This is a genomic window from Mesorhizobium sp. M2A.F.Ca.ET.043.05.1.1, assembly GCF_003952445.1.
GTDB lineage: Bacteria > Pseudomonadota > Alphaproteobacteria > Rhizobiales > Rhizobiaceae > Mesorhizobium.
The window spans coordinates 743,621-760,570 of the sequence record NZ_CP034446.1; the positions used below are offsets into that span (position 1 = coordinate 743,621).

The following is a 16,950-nucleotide window of genomic DNA, read 5'->3' on the forward strand; positions in this document are numbered from 1 at the left end:
CGCCATTCGGCAGTCGCCAGGGCTTACATCCGCATCAACAGGCCGCCATCGACGGCGAGCTCGATGCCGGTGATGTAGCTCGCAGCGTCCGACAGCAGGAACAGCGCGGCATTGGCCATGTCCTGCGGGGTGCCGATGCGGCCGAGCGGCGCGTAGTTCGCCACGGCGGCGCGTTTTTCCTCGGTGTCCCAGCGCGCCTGCAGCGGCGTCAGCGCCATGCCGGGGCAGATCGCGTTCGAGCGGATGCGCTCGGCGGCAAGCTGCATGGCGAGCGACTTGGACAGCGCGCACACGCCGGCCTTCGAGGCCTGATAGGCGTCCTGCGGGTTGGGATCGCCGCGATACCATTGGATGGTCGAGAAATGCACCATGGCGCCGCCGCGCCCGCCGGCGCGCATATGGGGAACGACCGCGCGCGCCGTGTGCACGAAGGCTTTCAGGTTGATGTTGAAGACGTCGTCCCAGACGCCGAGATCCATGTCCAGCGCCGACTTGTCGCGGCCGAACCACAGCACGCCGGCGACGTTGGCGAGATAGTCGATGCCGCCGCGCTCGCGGCCGGCGGCGCCGATGACCTGTTCGACGAAAGCGGCGTCGGTCAGGTCGCCCTGCGCGAAGGTCAGGCGATCGTCATAACCGGCAAGCGAGGCCGGGCGCGTTTTCACGTCGATGGCGGTGACGAAGGCGCCGGCATCGAGCAGCGCAAGCGCGATGGCCTCGCCCATGCCGCCGCCGGCGCCGGCTACGACCGCATGCCTGCCGGTGAAATCAAAGACGACCATCCGTCACCCCTCTTGATGTTGGCGCCAAGGCGCGATGGCGGGACAATAGGGGCGGACAAAAATTCCATCAAGCCGTATTCGAAAAAATTTGCCAAAATGGAAAATCGCGATATCGTGCCGCGATTGACGGCTTTCCTTTTGGGTGGATTCCAAGACCATGAACCTGCATTCCGGCGCGCGGACCTTCTCGGTGACCTCTCCTGTCGACGGCTCGATCTACGCCACGCGAAACTATGCCGACGGCGCCGCGATCGAGGCCGCGGTCGCCCGGGCTCGCGCGGCGTTGCCGGGCTGGAGGCGCACGCCGCTGGCCGAGCGCCTGGCGATCCTTCTGCGCTTCGGCGAGGAGATGAAGGCGCGCGCCGCCCCGCTTGCCGAAGCGGTGGCGTGGCAGATCGGCAGGCCCTTGTGGCAGGCCGACGAGACGCCGCGCCTGGCGCTGATCGGGGAGCTGCTTGCCGGTGCGGCGCCGGAGACCTTGGCAGACATGCCGTATCCGTCGGATGAGAACATCCGCCGCTACGCCAAGCCGATGGCCGGCGGGCTGCATCTGTCGATCTGCGCCTGGAATTACCCGACCGCGATGCTCGGCTACCTCGTCACCTCGCCGCTTGCTGCGGGCAATGTGGTGATCTTCAAGCATTCGCCGCAGACGCCGTTGATCGCGGAGCTTGCCGAGGAGGCTTTCCGCGCGGCCGGCGGACCGGAAGGCGTGTTCCAGAGCCTGCATCTCGACCATCCGGACGCCGAGCGGCTGATCGCTTCCGGTGTCCTCAACGCGGTCAATTTCATCGGCTCGGTCAATGGCGGCCGGCGCGTGCATGCGGCAGCGGCCGGCACCTTCACCCAGGTGCATCTGGAACTCGGCGGCAAGGATCCGACCTATGTGCGCTCCGACGCCGACCTCGAAGCGGCGGTTCCGCTGATCGCCGAAGGCACCTATTCCAACGCCGGCCAGTCCTGCTGCTCGGTCGAGCGCATCTATGTCGATCGCCTGATTCACGACCGCTTCGTCGAGGCGCTAGTCGCCGAAACGGCGAAATGGTCGATCGGCCATCCCATCGGCGAAAAGCCGATGGTCGGCCCGGTGGTGCGCGCGGTTGCTGCCGACACCATCCGCGGCCTCACCGAAAGCGCAGTGCAAGCAGGGGCGAAGCGCCTGATGCCGCAGGAAGGCGCCCTCAAGGCGGCAAGCCTCGGAACCGCCTATGTCGCGCCGGAGGTGCTGACCGGCGTCGATCACAGCATGCAGATCATGCGCGACGAGCTGTTCGGGCCGGTGGCCTGCGTCCAGGCGGTTGGCGGCGACGACGAGGCGATCCGGCTGATGAACGACAGCGACTACGGCCTCAGCGCCTCCATCTGGACACGCGATGTCGAGCGCGGCGTGACCTTGCTCGACGAGGTCGAGGCCGGCACGGTCTATCTCAACCGCTGCGACCACGCCGACCTCTATCTACCCTGGGGCGGCATCAAGAATTCCGGTCTCGGACGCACCAATGGACGCGCCGGCCTGATCGAGGCGACGGCGGCGAAGGCTTACCATGTCCGCTCCGTCATCGCCTGAGCGCCAAGGGCATCCGGTCATGCGGGACCTTGAAAAACTAGCCGATGCGGCCGTTGCTGCGCTTGCAGCGGCCGGCGTGGAGCGGTTGCTGCCGGATGCAGCCAGCCCCTATCTCCTGATCGCCGAGCATGCCGGCAATGTCGTGCCGGGGCCGTGGCGAGATCTTGGCCTGGCGGAGCCCTATCTCAGCACGCATTTCGCGGTCGACATCGGGGTCGATGCGCTCACACGGCGGCTCTCGCGAACACTGCGCGCGCCGGCCGTCATCGCGCACTATTCGCGGCTGTTCCTTGACTATAACCGCCCCGCCGATGAGTGGGATTTCATGCGGCCGGACCTCGGCGGCATCCCGGTGCCAAGCAATCTGGCGGTCGACGCGGCGGATGCGAGGCTGCGCAAGCTTGTCGCCTGGGCGCCGGTCGAACGGGCGATCGTCGAAGCCGCCGCCGGCAGGCGCGCGCTGATCTCGGTGCACTCCTTCACGCCGGTCATGGCCGGGGTGAAGCGCAATGTCGATATCGGCGTGCTGTGGCGGGAACAGTCGCCCTTCGTCAATTCGGTGCTGAAAACGCTGGGCGCACAGGGCGCGGAAGCAGGCTTCAGGATTGGTGACAACGAACCCTATGATTGGCGCCAGGCCGTCGGCTACACGCTGAACCGGCACGGGCTGCAGCAGGGCCGGCCCTGCCTCTATCTCGAGGTCCGCAACGACCTGCTTGCCGATCCGGAAAATTTCGAACGCGTCGGCCGCCTTCTTGAAAATGCCTTTGCCACCGTCGCGATATCCCTATGGCCGCAATCAGCCGTAGCCGTCTAAAGGCTGGACGCTCATATGGCGGAACGCTAGAGCGTTTCACCGTTTCACGGAAACGGCGAACCGCTCTATCTCATTGTTTTTGCGCAATTCCGGACGGAAAACCGCTCACACTTTTCCTGGAATTGCTCTAGAGCTTGTCAAATTGGAAACACGACAGCCAAGGGCGTGGACGATGCACGGCAATGTGGGCAGCAAGATCCGCGACGCGCGCAAGCAGCAGAACATCACCTTGCGCGACCTCAGCGAGCGCTCCGGCCTTTCCGTTTCGCAGCTCTCGAAGCTGGAGAACGGCAAGGCGAGGCTGACCGTCGACATCGCGCTGATGATAGCCGGCGTGCTGCATGTGCCGGTGGCCTCCTTCCTGTTCAGCCCGAAGCCCGGACCGCAGGCGCGCCGCTCGATCACGCGCGCCGGCAGCGGCATTCTGCATGAAGGCAACGCCATGGAATTCGAGGTCTTGTGCAGCGATTTCCGCGACAAGACCAACATTTTCTGGCGCGTCACGCTACGCGCCAGAAGCTTCGAGGAAAACGGCGGCTGGCGCAGCCATTCGGGTGAGGAGTTCATCCATGTGCTGAGCGGCAGCCTGCAGCTGCACACGCTCCATTACGACCCGACCGTGCTGCAGCCAGGCGACAGTATCCTGTTCGACGGCGAGATGCAGCACGCCTATGTCGCGCTCGGCGACGAGCCCGTCATCATGCTGATGTCGAACACGGTGCCGCGCGACGGGCTGGCGCCAGGAGCAGGCGTCTGACCACACGACCTTCCGTCAAGAATTTTTCTAAAATGGAAAAAAATGCTTGTTATGGAAAAGTCGGAGGACTAGCATCCTTTTGACCGGCCGACAGGAGAACAGCCAGCGGCCGGAATGGGAGAAATGACCGATGCTGTCGGTTGAGGCAGTCAGCAAGACATTCGGCGGCGTGCAGGCGTTGCGCAACGCCTCGCTGACCTGCGAGGCCGGCGAGATCCTCGGCCTCATCGGTCCGAACGGCGCCGGCAAATCCACCCTCGTCAACGCCATCTCCGGCGTGCTCAAGCCGGACAGCGGCAGCGTGCGCCTGGCGGGCGAGGAGATCACCGGGCGGGGCCCGGAGCATTGCGCGCGGGCAGGGGTAGGCCGCACCTTCCAGACCATCAGGTTGTTCAAGGATCTGACCGTTCGCCAGAACGTCGAGGTCGCGCATATCACCTGCCGCGCGGTGCGCCCCGATGCGGCCAAGCGGATCGGCGTCGATCAGCTGCTGCAGCAATATGAGCTGGCGGGCTTCGCCGACAGCCCAGCCGGAACGCTGCCCTACGGCAGCCAGCGCCGGCTCGAGATCGCCCGCGCGCTGGCGCTGGGGCCGTCGCTGCTGCTGCTCGATGAGCCGGCCGCCGGACTCAACGAGGCCGAGTCGGAGACGCTGGCGATGGCGATCGAGGGCATCCGCCGCGACGTCGGCTGCGCGACCATCGTCATCGATCACGATCTGCGCTTCATCAACCGGCTCTGCGACCGGCTTTGCGTGATGGACCAGGGCCAGGTGATCGCTTCGGGCGAGACGGAAGACGTGTGGCGCGATCCGCGCGTCATCGAGGTCTATGTCGGGCAGTCGGAAACAGCCTGAGGGCCCGGAAGAACAACCACAATGAGATGAAGGAGGGGTAGAATGGAAAAGATTTTGCTGGGAGCGGCGGTGCTGACCGCGGGGCTGCTGCAGGCAGGGCATGCGGGCGCGGCCGATCTCAAGATCGGGCTTGCGGTCGCCATGACCGGCGCCTACGCGCCCTATAGCGAGGCGGAAGGCGCGCGCTGCATGGCCGACAGGCTGAACAAGGCTGCCGGCGCGAACGACCCCAAGGTCGAGCTGATGATCGAGGACAACCGGTCCGATCCGCAGCTTTCGGTCTCGCTCGGCCAGAAATTCCTCGATGCCGGCGCGCAGGTCATCACCGGCGTGCCGTTCCCGGATGCGCTGATCCCGATGGCGCAGACTGCTCAGCCATACGGCGCCACCGTGTTCTCGGCGCCGAACACGCAGCTCGAAATGCAGCAGGCCGGGCTCGACAATTTCATCGCCGGCGCCGTGCCAGATCCGATCAACGCCTCGGCCACCGCGAACGCGCTTTACGGCAAGGGCGCGCGGACCGTGGCGCTGATGGTGTCGCCCGATGCCGGGTCCTACTCGGAGAAGCTGCCGGAGTGGTTCGGCGAAGTGTTCGAGCATCTCGGCGGCAAGGTTGTCGGCAAGTTCAACTATTCCTACGGCACCACCGACTGGTCGCCGCAGATCGCCTCGATCAAGGCGCTGCCGCAGAAGCCGGACGCGATCCATATCTGCGCCGTGCTGCCCGATGTCGGCATCCTGATCCGGCAATTGCGCGCCAATGGCTATGACGGCTGGGTGGCGGGCTGCGACGCTTTCGACGACAAGTCGCTGGAAGGCACCGTCGGCGATCCGAAATCGCTGGAAAAGGTGATGTTCGCGACCCATGGCGCGACCGGCGTCGACGGCCCGATCGACAAATTCCTCGCCCAGTGCAAGGCCGATGGCTACAAGATCAACGGCATCTTCGACGCGCTTGGCGCCGACATGGTGCAGATCAGCTATGAAGCGGCGAAGAAGGCCGGCACCGTCGACCCCGCCGCCTTGCGCGAGGCGATCCGGGCGCCGGGGGGCTATCCGGGCACCACGGCGCCGACGATCTCCTTCGCCGAGAAGAAGGGCTATCCGGTGAAGGCCGTTCCAGTGATGGGCTTTGCCGACGGCAAGCGGGTGCTGATCACCGACACGCCGCCGACTTTCGTTCCGGCGCTGAACTAAGCGGGGCGGGAAGACGTGCTGAAGGTCGAGAAGCTTGTCGTGCGCTATGGCGCCGTCATGGCGGTGCGCGAGCTGTCGTTGGAAGTCGGGCAGGGCGAGCTGGTCGCCCTGCTCGGGCCCAACGGCGCCGGCAAGAGCTCGACCATCAACGCGCTGACCGGGCTGGTCACGCCGGCTTCGGGCCGCATCGTGCTCGACGGCAAGGACATCTCGCATGTCCGCACCGAGGACCGCATCCGCGCTGGGCTGACCTCGACGCCGGAAGGCCGGCACATCTTTGCCAACTTAAGCGTCGGCGAAAACCTGCGGCTGGGGGCGGCGACACGGCGCGACCCTGCCGGGGTGCGTCAGGACATCGAGCGGTTCCTGTCGCTGTTTCCGGTGCTTTCCGAGCGCTACGGCCAGGCGGCGGGCACGCTTTCGGGCGGCGAGCAGCAGATGCTGGCGATCGCCCGGTCGCTGATGTCGCGGCCGAAGCTGTTGCTGCTCGATGAGCCGTCGCTTGGGCTGGCGCCAAAAATCGTGGCGCTCATCTTCGATTTCATCGGCGAGCTCAAGGCGCAAGGGCTGACGCTGCTGGTTGTCGAGCAGAACGCCAGGCAGGCGCTGCGCTTCGCCGACCGCGTCTATGTCGTGAGCTCGGGCACGCTGCGCTATGACGGACCGCCGGCCAGGCTCGCCGACGAGCACGGCCTGTTCAACCTCTATATCGGCGGGTAGGCGGCGATGGACTACGCCCTGCAGCAACTGCTCAACGCGCTTGCCTTCGGCGCGGAATATTCCCTGGTGGCGCTCGGGCTGGCCGTCGTCTTCTCGATCATGGGGCTGGTCAATTTCGCGCATGGCGAGATCATCGGCGTCTCGGCCTACAGCGTGTTCCTGGCTGCCGCGCTCGGGCTGACCTCGCCCTTCGTCGCGGTGCTGCTCGCCGTCGGCATGGCGGCGCTGGCGGCGGTGGTGTTCGAGCGCGTCGCCTTCCGGCCGGTGCGCTACGCGCCGACCACGACCGGGCTGCTCACCGCCTTCGGTGTCTCGATCGTGGTGCAGAACCTTTTCATGCTTCTGATCTCGCCCAAGCCGCAGTCGGTCTCGGTCCTCAACGGCTTGAACCAGATGTGGTTCTTCGGGCCCTTCGCCGTGTCGTCACTGCAGGTGATGGAGCTGATCGTGTCGGGCCTGACCATCCTGGCCCTGGTGCTCTTCCTCAACCGCTCGACGCTTGGGCTCGCCATCCGCGCCGCCTCGCGCGACTTCGCCACGGTGCGGCTGATGGGGATCAAGGCAAATCGCGTCATTGCCACGGCGTTCGCGATTTCCGGCGCGCTGGCGGGCATCGCCGCCGTCTTCATCCTGGCGCGGCGCGGCAGCGTCTCTCCCGATCTCGGCTTCGGCCTGGTGCTGAAGGCCTTCGTCGCCTGCGTTATCGGCGGCTTCGGCTCGTTGCCGGGTGCTGCCGTCGGCGGCATGCTGCTCGGCTTCATCGAGGTCGGCCTGCTCGTCGCGCTGCCGCAGGAATATGCGGGCTTCAAGGACGCGCTCACCTACGCCATCATCGTCGCCTTGCTCATCTACCGGCCGGAAGGCTTGCTCGGCCAACGCATCGAACTCGGCGACAAGGAGATCTGACATGGCAGGCTCCGAATTGTCGCAAGCGGTCGAACAGATGGCGGCTCCGGCCGCGGCCGCGCAGTCCGGCAACGCGGTTGTCCGCTCGCTGGTCGGCGGTCTGGTGACGGCGCTCCCGGTGCTGGTGATCGGGCTTCTGGTGCTGAATTTCGCGCCGACCTACTACACCTTCCTGGCGCTCGGCGCCTTCGTGAACCTGATCGTGGTGGTCGGGCTGCAGGTGTTCATGGGCAATTCCAACATCGCCAATCTCGGCCACAGCGCCTTTGTCGGGCTCGGCGCCTATGGCGTCGCCATCCTGTCGACGCCGCTTGCCATGAAGAAGCTGTCGATCCCCAACGCGCCGTTCGGCTTTGCGAGGCTGGAGCTCGACCCGGTTTCGTCGGCGCTCATCGCGCTTTTGGTCGTCGGCATAATGGCGCTGGTCAGCGGCAAGGTGATCAGCCGGCTGTCGGGGGTCGCCGCGACCATCGTCAGCCTGGCGCTGCTGATCATCGTCCATTCGGTGTTCCTCAACTGGACGGACCTGTTCAAGGGCAACCAGGCTTTCTTCGGCATTCCGAAAGTGGTCGGCCTGCCGTGGATGCTGGTCTTCGCGGTGCTGGCGATCGTGGCGGCGCGGCTGTTCAAGGACAGCCGCTGGGGCCTGCAGCTGCGAGCCAGCGCGCAGAGCCCGCAGGCTGCGGCGGCACTAGGGATTGACGCCAAGAAGCTGCGGCTGATGTCGTGGGTGCTGTCGGCGCTGATCTGCGGGCTCGCCGGCGTGCTCTACGCCTATTTCGCCGGCACGATCAGCCCGAAGCTTTTCTATTTCCAGATGATCTTCAACACGCTGGCGATGCTGATCCTTGGCGGCATGGCGACGGTGACCGGGGCGGTGACCGGCGTCATCGTGCTTTCGATCGGGCTGGAATTCATCCGCAGCATCGAGTCCGGCGTGACCGTCGCGGGTATCCAAATGCCGCAGCTGCTTGGACTGTCGGGCGTGGCGCTCGGCGTGGTCATCGTGCTTTGCATGGCGTTCCGGCCAAGCGGCATCAGCGGCCGGCATGAGCTCGACGAGCTTGTATCGCTTCTTTTCCGGCGCAACGCCAGATAGCGTCGTCATTTCCTGGTGGAGGGTTGAACGTGGATTTTGAGGACAGGGTGGCGGTGTATGCGCCGAAGCTCGAGGCGCTGCAGGCCGAGCTTGCATCGCGCGGCGTCGAGTTCGTCGAGGTGCATACGGTCGATACGTCGGGCGTCGTGCGCTCCAAGATCGCGCCGCTGAAGCTTTCCACATCCGGCGAGTCGATCAACGCCATCCTCTATTGCGTCACCCATGGCGACGGCCAGCCGATGGGCGATGTCGCCTTCGCCTCGCCGAGCGCCAATGAGGAGAACGGCTTTCCCAACATCAAGGGCATCATCGACCCGGATACGGTGGTGCAGCATGGCTGGAAGCCGAAATTCGCTTCCGCCATCACGCGCTCCTACATGCTCGACGGCGCGCCTTGCGCCTACGATCCGCGCAACGTCCTCGCCCGTGTCGAGGAGCGCGCCAGCGCGCTCGGCTACGAACCGAAATTCGCCCTCGAATACGAGTTCGGCATTTTCCACGCCGACCACGATCTGATGCGCGCCGGCCGCTATCGTGAGCTGAAGCCGTGGGGCCATTCGCTGATCAACTACGATCTGGTGCGCAGCGGCGAGTACCAGGATTTCGCCGCCGAGTTCATCACGCGCATGAAGAGCATCGAGATCGGCGTCGCCTCGCTGGTCACCGAATATGGCTATGGCATGTATGAATATGCGTTGACGCCGAAGAGCGCCCTGGCGGCGGCGGATGCGGCGATGCGCGCCAAGCTGCATCTGCGCGAGCTGTGCGCCGAGCGTGGGCTGGTCGCCACCTTTATGACGCGCTTCCAGCCCCGGGCAAGGAAAGTGCCTGCGGCGCGCACCACCATGTCAGCCTGTGGCAGAACGGCAAGCCTGCCTTCGCCGCCGGCCCGAACCGGCTGACGCCGGTCGCCGAAAAATTCCTCGCCGGCGTGCTCAACCGCATGCAGGAGACGCATATTTTCTTCCGGCCGACGGTCAATTCCTACCGCCGCTTCGACCGCGGCGCGTGGTCGCCGGAAGACGTCGCCTGGGGGTTCGAGAACCGCACCGCGCCGATCCGCGCCATCACCACGCCGAACGATGCCGCGTGCCGGTTCGAGCACCGAGCGCCCGGCGCCGACGTCAATCCCTATCTGTCGATCGCCGCCATCCTGGCGGCAGGCTGCGAAGGCATCGAGAAGAACCTGCCGCTCGAGCCGCCGGTGACGAGCAACCTTGCCAATCTCGACAAGCCGAAGCTGCCGCGCACGCTGAACGCTTCCATTGAGGCTTTCGCCGGATCCGATTTCTGCGCCGAGGCTTTCGGCGAGGCGTTCCGCGACAATTATGCCGAGAGCCGTCGCGCCGAGCAGGCGGCCTTCGATGCCTGGCAGGCGTCGCATATCACCGACTTCGAATGGCAGCGCTATTTCGTCAGCTGAGTCGCCAAAGCTTTCGACGCTTCGCACCCGGCGATCAGTTCCGCTGATCGCTGGGTCAAGCGAATTGGTGTGACAAGCGGGGCGACGCTCCCTACATGAGGCCGCTCAAGGAGCGGCGCATGGTAACGGAAGCAATCTCTGAGAGCAGAACCGGCGGCGATTTCTGGGACGGCGTGCGATTGTCGATGCCGGTCGTCGTCGCCTCTGCGCCATTCGCCATCCTGTTCGGCGCGATCGCCGTCGACAATGGTTTCTCGGTGATCGAGGCGTTGCTTATGAGCGCCATGATCTATGGCGGCGCCAGCCAGATGGTCGGCATCGAATTGTTCGGCCAGCATGTCGCGCCATGGCTGATCGTGCTGTCGATCTTCGCGGTGAATTTCCGCCATGTGCTCTATTCGGCCGGCATCGGCCGGCGCATCGCGCATTGGCCATTGCTGCAGCAGGCGCTGGGCTACTTCATCCTCACCGACCCGCAATTTGCCGTGGCGGAGGCGAGGGCCGTGTCAGGCAAGCCGGTCGGGTTCGTCTGGTATCTTGGACTTGGGCTGCCGGTCTATTTGTTCTGGGTGATCGAAAGCGGGTTGGGCGCGGTGTTCGGCAAGCTCATTCCGGACACCCATGCGCTGGGCATCGATTTCCTGCTGCCGATCTACTTTCTCGGCCTGGTCCTCGGTTTCCGCAAGCGGCCGCTCTGGCTGCCCGTCGTCGCCGCAAGCGCGGCCGCATCGATCATCGCCTACAAAACGGTCGGCTCTCCCTGGCATGTCTCGATCGGCGCAGTCGCCGGCGTGCTGCTGGCGGTGGTCCTGCCGCCGCATCACAGCGGAATAGGGGAGCGGCCGTGAGCACGACCTTCTGGATCATCCTTGCCGGAGCGATCGCGACCTATCTGACTCGTGTCGGCGGCCACCTCGTCATCTCGCGCTTCGAGAATATCCATCCGCGCGTCGAGGCGGGGCTGAACGCCGTGCCGGCCGCGGTGCTGACGACGCTGGTCGCGCCGGCAGTGCTTGGCGCCGGGCCCGCCGAATGGGCGGCGCTGGTGGTCACCGCTTTGGTCTCGCTGCGCGGCGGGTTGATGCCGATGTTCCTGGCCGGTGCTGCGGTGTTGATCGTCGCACGGCAGTTTGTGGGGTAGCAATTTTGCCGGAGCGATCGTTTCGGACCGCCGGCGCTGCCCCTCATTGCCCTGCCGGGCATCTCTCCCCGTAAAACGGGGAGAAAGAAGCCAATCTCAAATCTTCGCGTCGTGCGGCAGCGGCGCCGTCGCCTTCTCCAGCCAGGCCAGCGTCTCGCCGTCGACCATCGGGCCAATCTCGGCCAGCACCCAGGCGTGATACTGGTCGAGCCAGTGCAACTCATCGCGCGTCAGGAGCTCGGTGCGGATCAGCCGCTTGTCGATCGGCGCCAGCGTCAGCGTCTCGAAGCCGTGCATGGCGATGTCGCCGCCTTCGATCTGCTCCGCCGGCGTCACCAGGATCAGGTTCTCGATGCGGATGCCGTAGGCGCCTTCCTTGTAATAGCCTGGCTCGTTGGACAGCATCATGCCGGCAAGCAGCTTTTCGGTGCCGGTCCGGGCGATGCGCTGCGGACCTTCATGCACGGCAAGGTAGGAGCCGACGCCATGGCCGGTGCCATGGGCGAAGTCGCAGCCATGCTTCCACAGCGCCACGCGCGCGACGGCGTCGATTTCCGAGCCGCGCGTGCCGGCGGGGAAACGCAGCATCGAGATGCCGATCATGCCCTTCAGCACGAGCGTGAAGCGCTCCCGCATCTCCTGCGTCGGCTCACCGATCGGAACCGTGCGGGTGATGTCGGTGGTGCCGTCCTGATACTGACCGCCGGAATCGAGCAGGAACAGTTCTCCGCTTTCCAGTTTGCGGCTGGTGGCGCGCGAGACGCGGTAATGCATGATCGCGCCGTTCGGGCCGGCGCCGGAAATCGTGTCGAAGGAGATGTCGCGCAGCGGCATCTGGGTTTCCTCGCCGGTCTGGCGGCGCACTTCCTCCAGCTTGGTGACGACGGCGATTTCGTCGAGCGTGCCGGGCTTCTGGCGATCCAGCCAGCACAGCAGCTTGGCGATTGCCGCGCCATCACGGCGATGCGCGGCGCGGCTGCCGGCGATCTCGGCCTGGTTCTTGGTCGCGCGGGGAATACGCGCCGGGTCAGCCGCCAAGACGACCGTTCCGCCATTGTCCTCGGTCAGCATCCGCAGCTTTTCCGCCGCCAGCACCGGATCCAGCGCGAACCTGGCGCCGCTTTTGGCCAGCTCGACAATGGCGGTTTCGAACTCGCCCGGGTCGTGCAGGTCAGCCAATTGCGTAAGATAAGCCGCGACCTGGCGCGGGAATTTGCGCTGGTCCATGAACAGCTGATGCTTGCCGTCGGCGGCGAGGATGGCAAAGCCGAGCGCAAGGGGTGTATGCGGCACGTCGCCGCCACGGATGTTGAAGGTCCAGGCGATGGAAGAGGGATCGGTGAGCACCGCATGGGTGGCGCCGTCCTTCTGGATGGCGCCTGCAAGCCGCACAAGCTTGTCTTTGGCGAGCTCACCGGCAAAATTGAGCTCCTGCAACTCCACCGGCGCCCGCGGCGGCTCGGGCTGGTCTTTCCAGATGAGGTCGATCGGGTTCCTGTCGAGCGGCACCAAGGTCGCGCCGGATTGCTCGGCCGACGCCTTCAGCGCCCTGACCTCGCCGATCGTATGCAGCCAGGGGTCGAAGCCAAGCCTTGCGCCCTTGCCGAGATTGTCCTTGATCCAGCTGGCCGGCGGATTGTCGATGAGGCTTTCGACGGTGAAGATACCGAGATCAACTTCGTTGCGGACCTGCAACGTGTAGCGGCCGTCGACGAAGATGAAGGCGCGGTCGCGCAGGATGATGGCGACGCCGGCCGAACCGGAGAAGCCGGTCAGCCATTTCAGCCGCGCCGAGCGGTCGGCGACATACTCACCCTGGTGCTCGTCCGCGCGGGGAACGATGAAGCCATCCAAGCCATTGTCGGCCAGCCATTGCCGCAGCAACGCCACGCGCGGCTTGCCGACGGCCGGATCGCCAGCGGAATCAAAGGTCTGGAACATGGTGGCCTCTCCTCGGATGCTTGTCAAAAACCTAAAGCGCGTCGCGATCTTTCAGATTCGCTCCATGCGCTTTAGGTTTTTGATCTTACGCATGTCTTTATCCCGAAACGGTTCCCACTTTCGGGAGACATGCTTTAGAGCATTTCGTGTGCCAATTGAAACGGATCTGTCACCAGACGCCATATGATCCAGATATGCTGAAGCGACGATGTGCAAGCCAGGCGGGCGCGCTCGCGTCTTTGCGCATGGTCGCTATGCAGAATCGTTGATTTCCAGACAGGTCGGCAGAGCTTAGTTTCCCGGATGTGGAGGAATGAATCCTGTTGTCCTGCAAAGGAGACTGTCATGTCCACGCTTCCAGCCAGACGCGGATTTTTCAGAAACGCCATGAGCGCGCTGATCGAAGCTCGCCGGCGCGAGGCGACCCGCTACGTCAACGGGGCGCTGCTTTGTCTCGACGATGAAACGCTGAACGCCAATGGCTACGATCGCGAAGAGCTGAAGAAGGCGGCAAACTCGCTTTATGTGTGAGTAACCGCCTCAGCGCTTGAGGTGGATGGTCACCCAGCCCTCGCGATGCAACGTACGCACATGGCGGAAGGCTTGGCCGACATAGGCTGAGATCACCGCGTCGCGCTGCCGGTCGAGGATGCCGGAAAGCACCAGCGAGCCGCCGAGCCTGATATGCCGGACCATCTGAGGCGCGAGCCGCATCAGCGGCCGGGCCAGGATGTTGGCGACGATGAGGTCGAAAGGCGCGCGCCTGGCGAAGATCGGGTTGTGGAAGCCCGGCGCAGTCACCGTTTCGACCAGCGCCTTGACATGGTTGAGGCGGGCGTTGGCGGCGGCGACGCGAACGGCGACCGGGTCGATGTCGGTCGCCAGCACAGGAATATGCGCGAGCTTGGCGAGCGCGATGGCAAGCACCGCGCTTCCGGTTCCGAGGTCGAGCGCGTTGCGCGGCCGTTCGCGCAGCACCACCTGCTCCAGCATTTCGAGGCAGCCGGCGGTGGTGCCGTGGTGGCCTGTGCCGAAGGCAAGGCCTGCCTCGATCTCGATGGCGAGATCACCGGCGTGGCGCTTGGCGCGGTCGTGTGAGCCGTGGACGATGAAGCGGCCGGCGCGGACCGGCTTCAAGCCTTCCAGCGAGCGCGACACCCAGTCGATATCGGGGAGGGTCTCGCATTCGACGGGCTTCGGCAGGCCGAGACCGGCCAGGATATCCCTGACCCGCGCCTCGACGGGATCGATATCGCCGTCGGCATAGAGCGACACTTCGTGGATGTCTTTTTCCTCGTCGAGCTCCAGCACGGCGATCGGCAGCCCGTCATCCTCGAAGGCGGCGTCCAGCGCCGCGAAGATGCGGTCGGCCTCAATCTTGCTGGCGGTGAGGTGCAGCCTGGTCTGGCCCATCAGGAAGACTCTTGCTTGAACATGATCTTTTCCGAAAACCGGTTCCCACTTTTCGGGATCATGTTTGCCCACCAGCCGCCAGCCGCTTCAGCTTGGCGACGGCGGTGTCGGCGCTCTCGCCATAGGCGATGGTGCCGGCGAAATCGCCCTTGGCGTTGAGCAGCAGCACCGAGGCCGTATGGTCCATCGTGTAGTCGCCGTCGCCGGTGTCGACCTTCTTCCAATAGATGCCGAAGGCCTTGGCCATGGCATGCACCTTGTCCGGATCGCCGGTGATGCCGGTGATGCGATCAGAGAAGTTGCTGACATAGGTGTTCATCGTCTCCGGCGTGTCGCGCTCCGGATCGACGGTGACGAAATAGGCGTTGAGGTTCTTGCCGCTGTCGCCCATCGTCTTCAGCCACCCGGCCAGCTCGAACAGGGTTGTCGGGCAGACTTCCGGGCAATGGGTGAAGCCGAAGAACACGACGCTCGGATGGCCCCTGAAGGCGGCTTCGGTGATCGGCGCGCCTTTCTGGTCGACCAGCGTGAAGGGCGCGCCGAAGGGCTCGCCGCCATAATGGCCGCGGTACCAGTCGAACGTCAGCCAGCCGATGCCCGCCGCCATCAGGACGAGAATGCCGACCAGGATTGAACGCATCATCAGTGAATGTCCGTCGTGATTGCCTTGGGGCAAGTTTGGCGACACTCTTAGCGGGTCTGCGCCGGGCACGCAAAGATGCCGCGTTGCCGCAAGCAGAGATCCAGGTGGAGCACAAACCCCGTGTCGGGCGGCTTGCAAACGCCACGATCTTGTCCCACCTGACATCAGCAAACGCCAACCCAGGAGGCACTTTTGCGAAAACTGATCGGCTTGTTCGCCGCATGTCTTGCTCTCAGCGCCGGCGCGGCCATGGCCGACGAGGTGGGCAAAGTGGGTGTCGACTGGGTCGGCAACGACATCATGATCGACGCCATCAAGGACCCGAAGGTCGACGGCGTCACCTGCCACGTCGCCTATTTCGACCGCAGCATCATCGACCGGCTGCATAAGGGCAACTGGTTCGAGGATCCTTCCGATTCCTCGATCTCCTGCCGCCAGACCGGGCCGATCACCATCGGCGACATCGATATGGGCGAGGGCGGCGAGGAAGTGTTCAAGCAGGGCCTCAGCCTGATCTGGAAGAAGCAGGTGGTGAACCGCATCTACGACAGGAAGAACGAGACGCTGATCTATCTGTCGCATTCGCGCCAGGTGCAGAACGGCTCGGCGAAGATGTCGGTCACCACCGTGCCGCTCTACGGCCAGAACGTGGTGTGGACCAAGGGCAAGCCGCAATAGTCTCCCGAGACAGGCTTGGCGGGGGGCAGGTCGCGCTTGCGAGGCCGTCCCCGCCGGCGTAAAGCCGCTTCATGGACCGTCCTGAAAACCTTGTCCTGAAAGATCCCGAGCCGCGCATCCATCCGACCGCGGAGCTCAAAGGCTGCAAGCTCGGCCGCTATGCCTCGATCGGCGAGCGGGTGATCCTGCGCGAGGTGAGCGTCGGCGACTTTTCCTATTTCGAGCGCCATTCGGAAGCGATCTACACGACGATCGGCAAGTTCTGCTCGATCGCCGCCAACAGCCGCATCAACGCGCTCGAGCACCCGATCGAGCGGCTGACGCAGCATAAGGTCAGCTACCGGCCGAACGAGTATTTCCGCTGGCTGGGCGTCGACACTGAATTTCGCGCGCGCCGGCAAGCCAAACCGGTCAGTGTCGGCCACGATGTCTGGATCGGCCATGGCGCGGTTGTCATGCCGGGCGTTGCGATTGGCAACGGCGCCGTCATCGGCGCCAATGCCGTGGTGACGCATGACGTCGCGCCCTACACGATCGTCGCCGGCGTTCCGGCGAAGCCCTTGCGCGAACGCTTCTCAGCGGCAGTCGCGGCGCGTATCGAGGCCTTGGCCTGGTGGGATTGGGCGCCGGAGAAACTGGCGAGCGCAATCCCCGACATGCAAGCCATGCAGATCGAGGCCTTCCTCCATCGCTGGGAAGGCGATACTTGCTGACACACAGAATGCCGTTGAAAGCACAACGGCGCTGTCTGGATGTTAAGCTTCTGTCGGGAGTGGCGCCCCTTCCGCCATGCGGGGGTGGCGCGGCGGAAGGGGCTGGAGGCAAACCGCGTGAAGCGGAAGGAACAGGCTTTCTGGCCTGCACCGGCATTATCGCAAGCAAACCGATAAGGTGTTTCTTCACGCGCCTGCGCTTCTGGCGTGTGGCTGATTGCAGCCCCGTCCCGTGACGAAAATTCGACCCTTTGGAACCCGATGCGGTGGCTGCTTGTTTCTTCGCAAATGCCCGCG

19 protein-coding genes are annotated in these 16,950 nt (G+C 64.8%); 15 read left to right on the plus strand and 4 right to left on the minus strand.

Translation table 11 applies throughout. The features are described 5' to 3' along the window. Nucleotides 1-23 precede the first annotated feature (23 nt). Nucleotides 24-782, minus strand: coding sequence for an SDR family oxidoreductase (locus EJ069_RS03490; RefSeq protein WP_126060100.1), 759 nt, complete (start codon nucleotides 780-782; stop codon nucleotides 24-26). A gap of 157 nt (nucleotides 783-939) precedes the next feature. Here EJ069_RS03490 and EJ069_RS03495 point away from each other — a divergent pair, with 157 nt between their 5' ends. The 12 genes from EJ069_RS03495 (at nucleotide 940) to EJ069_RS03545 (ending at nucleotide 11,265) form a co-directional block, all read left to right on the plus strand. Continuing rightward, nucleotides 940-2,349, plus strand: coding sequence for an aldehyde dehydrogenase family protein (locus tag EJ069_RS03495; protein WP_126060101.1), 1,410 nt, complete (start codon nucleotides 940-942; stop codon nucleotides 2,347-2,349). Between the two features lie 19 nt (nucleotides 2,350-2,368). Beyond that, nucleotides 2,369-3,166 carry an N-formylglutamate amidohydrolase gene (locus EJ069_RS03500; RefSeq protein ID WP_189476148.1) on the plus strand — a complete coding sequence of 266 codons (798 nt, stop codon included), beginning with the start codon at nucleotides 2,369-2,371 and terminating at the stop codon, nucleotides 3,164-3,166. 172 nt (nucleotides 3,167-3,338) lie between these two features. Then, complete coding sequence (locus tag EJ069_RS03505; RefSeq protein WP_126060103.1) at nucleotides 3,339-3,923, plus strand: XRE family transcriptional regulator; 585 nt, start codon at nucleotides 3,339-3,341, stop codon at nucleotides 3,921-3,923. 130 nt (nucleotides 3,924-4,053) lie between these two features. Continuing rightward, a complete protein-coding gene (locus EJ069_RS03510) occupies nucleotides 4,054-4,779 on the plus strand; it encodes an ABC transporter ATP-binding protein (RefSeq protein ID WP_126060104.1) in 726 nt (241 codons plus the stop codon). 42 nt (nucleotides 4,780-4,821) lie between these two features. After that, nucleotides 4,822-5,976 (plus strand): ABC transporter substrate-binding protein, encoded by a 1,155-nt coding sequence (locus EJ069_RS03515; RefSeq protein ID WP_126060105.1) that lies wholly within the window; start codon nucleotides 4,822-4,824, stop codon nucleotides 5,974-5,976. A gap of 15 nt (nucleotides 5,977-5,991) precedes the next feature. Then, on the plus strand, nucleotides 5,992-6,696 hold the full coding sequence (locus EJ069_RS03520; RefSeq protein ID WP_126060106.1) for an ABC transporter ATP-binding protein: 705 nt from the start codon (nucleotides 5,992-5,994) through the stop codon (nucleotides 6,694-6,696). A gap of 6 nt (nucleotides 6,697-6,702) precedes the next feature. Next, nucleotides 6,703-7,602 (plus strand): branched-chain amino acid ABC transporter permease, encoded by a 900-nt coding sequence (locus EJ069_RS03525; RefSeq protein ID WP_126060107.1) that lies wholly within the window; start codon nucleotides 6,703-6,705, stop codon nucleotides 7,600-7,602. A 1-nt stretch (nucleotide 7,603) separates the two neighbouring features. After that, complete coding sequence (locus tag EJ069_RS03530) at nucleotides 7,604-8,701, plus strand: branched-chain amino acid ABC transporter permease (protein ID WP_245456429.1); 1,098 nt, start codon at nucleotides 7,604-7,606, stop codon at nucleotides 8,699-8,701. 29 nt (nucleotides 8,702-8,730) lie between these two features. Beyond that, the gene (locus tag EJ069_RS33885; RefSeq protein ID WP_348639357.1) at nucleotides 8,731-9,603 is read left to right on the plus strand and encodes a hypothetical protein; all 873 of its coding nucleotides are present in this window, start codon (nucleotides 8,731-8,733) and stop codon (nucleotides 9,601-9,603) included. Beyond that, nucleotides 9,555-10,124: a hypothetical protein gene (locus tag EJ069_RS33695; RefSeq protein ID WP_348639372.1), complete on the plus strand. Its 570-nt coding sequence runs from the start codon at nucleotides 9,555-9,557 to the stop codon at nucleotides 10,122-10,124. Before EJ069_RS33885 ends, EJ069_RS33695 begins: the two co-directional genes overlap by 49 nt. A 119-nt stretch (nucleotides 10,125-10,243) precedes the next feature. Next, nucleotides 10,244-10,972 (plus strand): AzlC family ABC transporter permease, encoded by a 729-nt coding sequence (locus tag EJ069_RS03540; RefSeq protein WP_126060108.1) that lies wholly within the window; start codon nucleotides 10,244-10,246, stop codon nucleotides 10,970-10,972. After that, complete coding sequence (locus EJ069_RS03545; protein ID WP_126060109.1) at nucleotides 10,969-11,265, plus strand: AzlD family protein; 297 nt, start codon at nucleotides 10,969-10,971, stop codon at nucleotides 11,263-11,265. Before EJ069_RS03540 ends, EJ069_RS03545 begins: the two co-directional genes overlap by 4 nt. A gap of 96 nt (nucleotides 11,266-11,361) precedes the next feature. Here the strand turns inward: EJ069_RS03545 and EJ069_RS03550 are convergent, their stop codons facing one another. Continuing rightward, nucleotides 11,362-13,206 carry an aminopeptidase P family protein gene (locus tag EJ069_RS03550; RefSeq protein ID WP_126060110.1) on the minus strand — a complete coding sequence of 615 codons (1,845 nt, stop codon included), beginning with the start codon at nucleotides 13,204-13,206 and terminating at the stop codon, nucleotides 11,362-11,364. Between the two features lie 345 nt (nucleotides 13,207-13,551). On the opposite strand from EJ069_RS03550, the gene EJ069_RS03555 reads away from it, so the two are divergent. Then, nucleotides 13,552-13,737 carry a hypothetical protein gene (locus EJ069_RS03555; RefSeq protein WP_126060111.1) on the plus strand — a complete coding sequence of 62 codons (186 nt, stop codon included), beginning with the start codon at nucleotides 13,552-13,554 and terminating at the stop codon, nucleotides 13,735-13,737. A gap of 9 nt (nucleotides 13,738-13,746) precedes the next feature. On the opposite strand, the gene EJ069_RS03560 is transcribed toward EJ069_RS03555, so the two are convergent. Together EJ069_RS03560 and EJ069_RS03565 are read right to left on the minus strand one after the other, a co-directional pair. After that, nucleotides 13,747-14,619: a 50S ribosomal protein L11 methyltransferase gene (locus EJ069_RS03560; RefSeq protein ID WP_126060112.1), complete on the minus strand. Its 873-nt coding sequence runs from the start codon at nucleotides 14,617-14,619 to the stop codon at nucleotides 13,747-13,749. A gap of 58 nt (nucleotides 14,620-14,677) precedes the next feature. Further along, the gene (locus tag EJ069_RS03565) at nucleotides 14,678-15,262 is read right to left on the minus strand and encodes an SCO family protein (RefSeq protein ID WP_126060113.1); all 585 of its coding nucleotides are present in this window, start codon (nucleotides 15,260-15,262) and stop codon (nucleotides 14,678-14,680) included. Nucleotides 15,263-15,511: 249 nt separating this feature from the next. Between EJ069_RS03565 and EJ069_RS03570 the strand changes: the two genes are divergently transcribed. Then, nucleotides 15,512-15,940, plus strand: a complete 429-nt coding sequence (locus EJ069_RS03570; protein ID WP_108702807.1) for a CreA family protein — start codon at nucleotides 15,512-15,514, stop codon at nucleotides 15,938-15,940. 71 nt (nucleotides 15,941-16,011) lie between these two features. Next, complete coding sequence (locus EJ069_RS03575; protein WP_126060114.1) at nucleotides 16,012-16,653, plus strand: DapH/DapD/GlmU-related protein; 642 nt, start codon at nucleotides 16,012-16,014, stop codon at nucleotides 16,651-16,653. The last annotated feature ends 297 nt before the right edge of the window (nucleotides 16,654-16,950 follow it).